Annotated in this window: 1 protein-coding gene; it reads right to left on the bottom strand. The window is 29.7% G+C overall.

Translation table 11 applies throughout. The features are described 5' to 3' along the window. Window positions 1-51: 51 nt before the first annotated feature. On the bottom strand, window positions 52-552 hold a 501-nt coding region (istB, locus tag HMPREF3186_RS00345), incomplete at its 5' end, for an IS21-like element helper ATPase IstB (RefSeq protein ID WP_156438948.1).

Here is a 552-nt window from a genome sequence, read left to right on the forward strand (position 1 = left end):
TGTAAATGTCAATATAAAAATGTACAAAAGTGACAAAATAAAAATGTACAATTATTCAAAACTAACATGATCTTTTAGTCGATAAGAATTACCTATAATAGGTACTACATGGGCATGATGAAGCAGTCTATCAAGTATAGCTGAAGCCACTTTGTCATCACTAAATAATGTAGCCCATTCAGAAAATGGAATATTAGATGTGGCTATTATGCTCTTCTTTTCATAACGTCGGTCTATTAGTTGGAATAATAACCGCTCATCACCTTTTTCTAAAGGTAAATAACCAATTTCATCTATAATCAATAATCTATACTTTGAATAGTGTTTTAATCGCTGTTCTAGCCTATTTTCGGCTAGAGCGGCTTTTAAGTTTGCTATTAAATCATGACATTTTATAAAATATGTTGAATACCTGGAACTAGCTGCTAATCTTCCAATCGCTGTTGCTAAATGAGTCTTTCCAACACCACTATTGCCTATAAATATTAAATTTTTATTGTTTTCTATAAAATTTAAACTAGCTAAGTTCCTTATTTCTAATTCATTTATATC

It is taken from the genome of Gemella haemolysans, from assembly GCF_001553035.1.
GTDB classification, from domain to species: Bacteria; Bacillota; Bacilli; order Staphylococcales; family Gemellaceae; genus Gemella; species Gemella haemolysans_B.